The organism is Novipirellula sp. (assembly GCF_041583735.1).
Taxonomy (GTDB): Bacteria; Planctomycetota; Planctomycetia; order Pirellulales; family Pirellulaceae; genus Novipirellula.
The window spans coordinates 1-7457 of record NZ_JBFHFD010000433.1; the positions used below are offsets into that span (position 1 = coordinate 1).

General features: G+C 55.0%; 6 protein-coding genes and 1 tRNA gene. 3 read left to right on the forward strand and 4 right to left on the reverse strand.

The annotated features are described in order from the left end of the window. Positions 1 to 1289, reverse strand: a 1289-nt coding sequence (locus ABX962_RS24910) for an asparagine synthase-related protein (RefSeq protein ID WP_372723330.1), incomplete at its 3' end; no start/stop codon positions are given. A gap of 183 nt (positions 1290 to 1472) precedes the next feature. Between ABX962_RS24910 and ABX962_RS24915 the strand changes: the two genes are divergently transcribed. The 3 genes from ABX962_RS24915 to ABX962_RS24925 all read left to right on the forward strand — a co-directional run bounded on the left by ABX962_RS24915 (position 1473) and on the right by ABX962_RS24925 (position 4376). After that, positions 1473 to 1955: a hypothetical protein gene (locus tag ABX962_RS24915; protein WP_372723332.1), complete on the forward strand. Its 483-nt coding sequence runs from the start codon at positions 1473 to 1475 to the stop codon at positions 1953 to 1955. A gap of 201 nt (positions 1956 to 2156) precedes the next feature. After that, the gene (locus ABX962_RS24920; protein WP_372723334.1) at positions 2157 to 2687 is read left to right on the forward strand and encodes a hypothetical protein; all 531 of its coding nucleotides are present in this window, start codon (positions 2157 to 2159) and stop codon (positions 2685 to 2687) included. Positions 2688 to 2942: 255 nt separating this feature from the next. Further along, positions 2943 to 4376 (forward strand): OprO/OprP family phosphate-selective porin, encoded by a 1434-nt coding sequence (locus ABX962_RS24925; protein ID WP_372723336.1) that lies wholly within the window; start codon positions 2943 to 2945, stop codon positions 4374 to 4376. A gap of 214 nt (positions 4377 to 4590) precedes the next feature. Here ABX962_RS24925 and ABX962_RS24930 read toward each other — a convergent pair. The 3 genes from ABX962_RS24930 to ABX962_RS24940 form a co-directional block, all read right to left on the reverse strand. Then, a tRNA-Asp gene (locus tag ABX962_RS24930) sits at positions 4591 to 4664 on the reverse strand. A 640-nt stretch (positions 4665 to 5304) separates the two neighbouring features. Then, on the reverse strand, positions 5305 to 6282 hold the full coding sequence (locus tag ABX962_RS24935; protein WP_372723338.1) for a tetratricopeptide repeat protein: 978 nt from the start codon (positions 6280 to 6282) through the stop codon (positions 5305 to 5307). Positions 6283 to 6454: 172 nt separating this feature from the next. Further along, on the reverse strand, positions 6455 to 7457 hold a 1003-nt coding region (locus ABX962_RS24940; protein WP_372723340.1), incomplete at its 5' end, for an efflux RND transporter permease subunit.

Consider the following 7457-nt stretch of genomic DNA (forward strand, 5'->3'; position numbering starts at 1 on the left):
GCTTCCGATCCGGGAAACAAATCGGCGTACCGATCTTTTGACGAGACGCCGTGCTGGAATCGCCGTTTTGGAAAGACTGGCATTTCCAATCCCGTCACTGCCTTGATGCCACGACCCACGATTTCACCTTTTAGCGAATACAGTTTTTCGTGATCCCAATCGGTTAGCTCGATAAACGGAATCCCTTCGGCGACATCGATCACACTGGGCAATGCGTAGGGGCTGAATCCGCGAAAGCCAAGTTTTCTCGCCGGAGCCCAGGATCGAACATGACCACGGCTTTGGCCGCCCGAGTAGGTTTGCGAGTGTTTGACCGCATCGACGCCCCAGCCTTCTTGGTAAAGCATCAAGTTGTTCAGCACGCTGACGATCGTCAGTTCGGGATTCTCTTCGATCGGATAGTCTTTCAGGTTTTCATCGCCGCCGTCGCCATCGACGAGGTATCGCCAATCGGGATAGCGAGCGCGAATGCCTTCACAGAGCGCCAATCCCACGGTGGCTGCTTGGACATCAAGCGGCTTGTAGTCTTCGATCGTTGCGATCGCGCTTCGGTAATTGATGGCCGAGACCGGCACGTCGATCGTTTCTAAGAACAATTGTAAATCGAGTTGTTTCAAAAACTCGACTGCCTGCTTTGCGTCGTCCCCTTCGCCATCAACTGATAACGTGAACGCCTTTAGCCGGCTCGGCGATTGTCCGCGGCGGAGCAGCAGATCGTACAACACCAAAAACACCGAACCGCTATCGATGCCACCTGAGAACATCACGCCAATCGGTTCCTCGGGGCCGATGTGATCGAGCCACTGATCGCACGACTTGGCCAATTGGCCGATGTAGGCCTTGCCGATTGCGTCCAAATCGGCTGGCAATCGATTTCGCTCGGGAGTCAGGAAGCGATGGTGAGCGGGGCTTGGGTCGGGACAACCGATCAATCGCAACTCGAGCACATGGTGTGCGGGGACCATGCGGGTGTACGAAGGGTGGAATTGATCTGCCAATCCTTCGCTTTCCAAAAAATTTTGGATCTCATCAATCCGCTCCGCTACAATCAAGCACGGCCCTTCGGTGCGTTTGGCAAGAAAGAAACGCATCGGCCGCGCTAGTGTTCGAGCCATCCGAATCATCTGGCCGTCTTTATGAAGCAACGCAAATTGCCCCTCGATTTGACGCACCCGATCAGGATTCCCGCTGGCGACGACCTCGATGGCCTCGGCCGTGGTCATGTTTAGAATTTGATTCGCGTCGGGATCGAGTAGATTAACCAGACGCTCGACATATTGGTGATTCATTAGATTGTCCGACAAAAAGCGGGGAACGGACTTTTCGACCCAGACGCGTGTTGGCAGATCCGTGGTAGGCAGATCAATGCACGCTGGGTCGCAGAAGAAGGGGATCGCAGACGTTTTCGATGATATCAGTAACCCCACCTCGTGCAATCCCGGCGTCGTTCCAAACGCCCTCTTGAGAATCAAATGAACTCAAAATTAGCTCATCTCACCAACGTTCGAGCTACCGCCCGCCGCGTGGCGTTAGGATTGCTGCTGGCCGCGATGTTGTTTCGCGGGTTCGGAGAGAGTTTTCCGTCGATTGCCATGGCGATTCTTCTGGCGGCAGGTTTCGCTATCACGGTGAGGTTGGGGATCCAAGCGAGCGTCGGCGTTTTGAATCGGACTTGTCGCTATTGCCGTGAATCGCTCGATGCGTCTACGGTCGCCACCAACAATCAGCAACCGATCGATCCCGTATCTGAACGGTTGCGAGCGAAGCTCGAAGCGATTCGCTCGGAGGAGTCCGTCATCGCGAAACAGAGGGCATCACACCAATGTTCCGCCGAAGACCTCATTCGCGCCGAGTCGCGACGCCTGCTAGCCGAAATCGAATTGCTTCGGCATGAAACGATGCCGAAGACGTGGGCGGAAACCTGCACCTCAATGCAACGCGACAAGACGTTGTGAGTGCGATCCTGATCTTTGCTGAACTACGGGCGTAAGAAGTTGTATTTAGGGGCGTGTCAATCTGTTGTTTCGTGTTAGATTCGTTAAATTCGGCACAAATTAGCTTGGCTGGAGCGGTTTTAGCGAATTGCAGGGCGTAGAACGTCGATTGAACCTGAGCAGACATATGCTAGTTGGTTCGGTTGTTATGAGGACGTTGCCTTGAATCTAATCCATGCACCATCGTTGCTGCTGGTGATCGTGTTGTCCGTGCCTTTCTTTCAAGGGTGTGCCACGATTGCGAGCAACCGAGAGTACCCCGTGGCATTTGAAAACAGTGGCGGCAAGACGTACTTCGCGATTCATGATCATGAAAATCAACTTGTACATCAGGGGGTTACGCCAGAGCAAGTCACTCTGTCAGCGAAGTCTGCCCCGTTTCGACGTGCGAAATACAATGTCACATTTGCAGGGGCCGGTGAATTCTCGCAGCATCGCCAGCTGCATGCGGGCATCGATCCATGGACAGCCGGAAACATTCTGATTGGCGGTGGCGCGGGGGCCATCGTCGATGGTGCTACCGGAGCGATGTTTACGCTTCCAAAGACAGTAACCGGCGAGGTCCCGGCTCAGTATGCGATTGCGGATCCCGCTCAGGGCGCCAGAATTGCATCGCTTCAATCTGAACCTGCGAAGCAGGATAGGTCATCGCAACCGAATGTGCGTCGCGTCGAGTACCAAGCGGCGCCCTGAGTCAGGTCGATCGATTTGAGTGTTTCGTTCCAGCGCAACGGTCTGCCGACCGCCCTGAGCCTGCACCAACCGCCACGCCCGCTAAACCGTTGCGATTGTTGCACGCGTTAGTTTGAGACGATTAGGAAGCGGTTGCCTGGGTCGGATTACCTGATGAAGCGTCACCTTCGGTGTGGACGAAGATGACCGAGGGGAGATCGGATCTCGTTTTCGGATCGATCCATCGGGACGAATCAGATACAGGCGGGGGTGATCATGCGACGTTGGCTGTTACTGGGGCTTGGGGTTTTGGCGTGTTTGTGGTCCAGCCCAAATGGGGTGGCTCAGGATGCGCTAGGCCGCCCGGTGGTCTCGTCGCAGCCACTGGGGGACAGCGGCATGATTCCATCCGATCCGGTGCCGCAAGAATTTGTAACGGTTGAGCAGTTTAATCGGCTGCAGCAGCAATTGGACGAATTGGTCGCCAGCGGCGGCGTGGTCGAGTATGAAATTGCCCCACCGCCGATCTCGCAGACCGAGAAGAACACGTACCCCGATTTCAAAGTCACAGGGTTTGTTCATCTTGATACGGCCTACTTTGACCAGTCGGACGAAAACATTGCGACGCTAGGGGATATCGAAGACGGCACGGGGTTCCGTCGTGCCCGAATCGCCGCGACAGGAAACTTGACCGAGCGGGCGTCCTATATCATGGAGTTCGACTTCGCGCAGGCACAGGCTCGCTTCGTCGACGTCTGGACCCAAATCAAAGGCACGCCGCTGGGGAACGTGCGGGTGGGGCGCTTTCGGCAACCGTTCGGAATGAGCGAGCTGACGTCGGTTCGAGAGTTGCCGTTTCTCGAGCGGCCGACGAGCTTTGCATTGTCGCCGTTTCGCCAGACTGGGATCATGCTATTCGATACCGCAGCGAATGAGCAGATGACCTGGGCCGTCTCGGGGTTCCGGACATTGTCAGATAACTTTGGCAATGTGTACGGTGACAACGGCGGTTATGGAACGGCCGAACGAATCACCGGGTTGCTGGTTGATCGTGGCGACTGCGGGATTGCGCATGTTGGTTTTGACCACAGTTTCCTGAATCCCGGACGCAATCAATTGCAATACGCCAGCCAAGATGAAGTCTTCGTTGGCCAGCAACCCAACCTCGGTCCCACCGGGTTAAGCGTGCAGCCACTCGAGGGTGTGCCGCCGTTCGTCAACACGGGGGTCTTTCCCGTGGACACGGTGAACGTGTTTAACGTGGAAGGTGCATTGTCATTTGGGCGTGGCTTGGTTCAGTCGGAATACCGCTGGTCCAACCTCGATTTGCCGACTGGCGAGAACGTTACGGTGGAAGGGGGTTACGTCATGGCTCGGTATATGTTGACGGGGGAGGTGATTCCCTATAATCGAGCCGCTGGAGTTTTCGGCCGCGTCAAGCCCGATCACCCGCTTGATGTTTGTCGGGGCGATTGGGGAGCTTGGGAAATCGCGGGCCGTGTCAGTGCGCTGGACTTGAATCCGCTGTTCGGGCAGCCTGGCGTGACAGGCAAAGGTCGCGAGTTGACGTCCTACACGATCGCGTTGAATTGGTATTGGTGGGCCAACGGCAAGTGCCAGTTTGAGTACATCAATGGGCAGCTAAACGATCTGGTGCTCGGCGACAGCGACATCAACACGTTCGCCGGTCGCGTGCAGTTCGACTTTTAAGAGAACGCAACGTCCTCTTTGAGTGAATCGCGATCTCAACAAAGCGGTCACTGTTTAGCAGGAGAGAAAGCTGTCGAAGGTCTCCTTCCCCAGGCGTTTCTGCCGATTGCGTTTAGGTAAGCTGCAGCGGGGAGTGGTGTGCCGTGAGGGCAGTCCGAGTGCGGTGAGCGCATAAAAAAAGCCCGAACTCATTTCGAGTCGGGCTTTTCAGAAGCGACGCGGACGGGACTCGAACCCGCAACCTCCGGATCGACAGTCCGGGGCTCTAACCAATTGAGCTACCGCGCCTTTGTATGGCGTGTGGTGCCGAAGCACCGGTTTGACATCAGTGCCGCAGCACCGATGTCGCGTTTGCGATGAAGCAAACAATATGATCAGCAAGTTCATTCTTTGCAACCCGTATTGGGAAGCATTTTTGTGAACGCTGCGAAGCGTCTTTGCTGATCACTTGGACGGGGATTATATCGATCCACCGAACCTCTGCAAGTCACCTTTGCCAAGAACTTTGGCTTGCCAATCTGGCTTGCGGACCGGCTGTGACGATTAAACCAATCATGCTGGAATTCATCGGACAATGCAAGCTGGGTTGGCCACTTTTTTTGCTGGCGACCGCGAAGAAAACCTAGGGTTGGGCAGCGATTTTATTTCTTGAGAATCCTGTTTTCTCAAATCGCTGACGCCGCTGCTTCTGATGTCCGCCACAGGGCTAGTCCAAATGATGACCGAACTACTGCTTGCATTCTCTTTTGGTGATTGGTTCCGGGATGCCTCCTATGAACTCAGCTATTACTTCAGTCACATGAACAAAACCCAGTGGGGTATCGTCTCCGCCTGTTCAGTGGCCTTCGGTTTTCTATGTCTCAAGGGAACGGGTATTAACCGCTAGGTGCGGCCAGAATTGATCCGCGTCCGTACCGCCGCCCCAAGCTTACTCGGCTACGGTGGCTCGTGCGTCATCGAGTGATTTCTGCGTGCGGGACTTGTAGCCTTCGATCGTCGTTTTCTGGATAGCGATTTCATAGTGCGGGATTGCCTTGTCCGGCATTTGGAATTCGATGTAGAGGTCGCCCATATGACGATGAAAGAAATGGGCAAGCGAATCGTTGCGTGATTCGGCGGGCAACTTTTCCGCCCGCTTCACCATCTCCAACGCCTTTTCTCGGTTGCCCGCCTTGAGCCATGCGTTGGCAGCTTCTTTCAGGTTCCAGCTCTTCGTTGCGGTGTCTAGCTCCGCACATTCTTGATACGTCTGTGCCGCCTTTGCATATTCTTTGCCACGAAGATACTCTCGGGCCAAATTTCCTTTCTGAATTTCCATGCGAGTGGCGGCGGCAATCGCTTGCTGTGAACCTGGCTCGGGCGTTTCCGCCTGCGGACTGATTTCCTGTAACAGCTCCATTAATTCAATCGTTCGTTTAGGATTTCGTCGCAATCGCGAGTAAAGTTCCGAAAGGATGTAGACCGTCGGTTCATCCTTAGGTTCTGCGTCCAGTTTCTTCTCGTAGCGGGCAGCCAGAGCATCCAGCTGGCCGCGGTTGTAGGCAAAGGCCACAAAACTGGAACGTGTCAACGAGCGTTCGTAAGCTTTCTTTGAGTGGCGAATGATGTATTCGGCGGAATCACGAAACGGCTCGAATTCGGGGATGTCGCGATACACTCGCAACAAGGCCTGATGATATTTGACGCGGAGTTCATCGTCTTTGGCCAGCGAGAGTGCGGCTTCGAGAGGTCCACGCGCTTCGGATTTTTTATTCGCGTTTAAAAATGCGGCTCCTACCAAGTACGCATCCTCCGCCGACTCGAACGAGGATGGGGCATCCTCAGCTCTCGATGACAGCGGAGAAGCGAAGAGGGTTGTTGCCAACAAGCCCAAGGCCACAAACGGGGTTGGCAAAGTGGTCTTCATTGGAGCATTTCCGGAGTTTTGACTCAGGGGGGGGTCACGGCATCAGCCGTCTATTCTAGACGTGTCCGAACGCCATTGCCACAAACGCGGGGGCGTGTCTGCGACGCGGATGAGAATTCGAGACCAACGACGCGATGATTTCTCCGTTTCCTGCCCACTCGACGGGTGAATGTCAGGGGGCGGTGATCGTCGAAGGTTGATTGCGATACAGTAGCCAATACGATGCGGGAATCACCACTAATGTGAACAGTGTCGACGTCAGCATCCCAAAGATGATGGCCCACGCGAGTCCTGAGAAGACGGGATCGAGCGTGATCACGCCGTTGGCAAGCAGCGTGGTGCCCGCGGTCAACAAGATTGGACGGGTGCGAACGGCGACGCTGCGAATGATTGATTCGCGAAGATCATGCCCTTCGGCTTGTGCCAAGTGAATGAAATCGATCAGGACAACGGAGTTTCGCACCACGATTCCCGCTAATGCAATCATCCCGATCATCGCCGTCGCGGTGAAAAAGACGGGATTGGGGTGTCCGCCGACTCCGACATCCGTGATCCAGTTCAAAATCCAAAACCCAGGCATGATGCCGATCATGGTCAGCGGGATCGCCGTCATGATCAACACGGGCAACATTCGCGATCCGGTTTGGAACATCAAGATAATAAAAATCCCCAGCAACGCGGCGCCAAACGCTAGCCCCAGATCACGGAACACATCGAGGGTGATTTTCCACTCGCCTTCGCCCGCCCAATTGACGGTATAGCCAGCAGGAATTGACCACGGCACGTTGCCGCCGAGGGAAATCCACGAGCGTTCGGCCAGCGGTTTGGGCGTCGCTGCAGCGAGTTGATTTTGATTTGTACGGACGATGTTTTCGACCGATTCGTCCGAGACTGTACTATCCCACTGGACATCCAGGATGGCGTCAGCCGGCGGACGACCCGCGACCTCGGCGTAGACAAAGACGACGCGTCTCAGATTTTTGTGATAGATCGACTTCTCTTCATCGACCATTTTGAAATGCCCGAGCGATCCAAGCTGGACGCTTTGCCCGGCGTTACCTTGAACGTAGATCTCTGCGAGATCGTCAATGGCGGATCGATTCTTGCGGGGCAGTTTCAGTTCGATCCACAGCGGTTCGACTTCACTTGGTACATGCATCACGGTGGCCTTGTAA

Bases quoted from the DNA above. Each gene is read 5' to 3' on its own strand.
- ABX962_RS24935 (WP_372723338.1), bottom strand. From the start codon at position 6,282: ATGAAGACCACTTTGCCAACCCCGTTTGTGGCCTTGGGCTTGTTGGCA.
- ABX962_RS24925 (WP_372723336.1), top strand. From the start codon at position 2,943: ATGCGACGTTGGCTGTTACTGGGGCTTGGGGTTTTGGCGTGTTTGTGG.
- ABX962_RS24915 (WP_372723332.1), top strand. From the start codon at position 1,473: ATGAACTCAAAATTAGCTCATCTCACCAACGTTCGAGCTACCGCCCGC.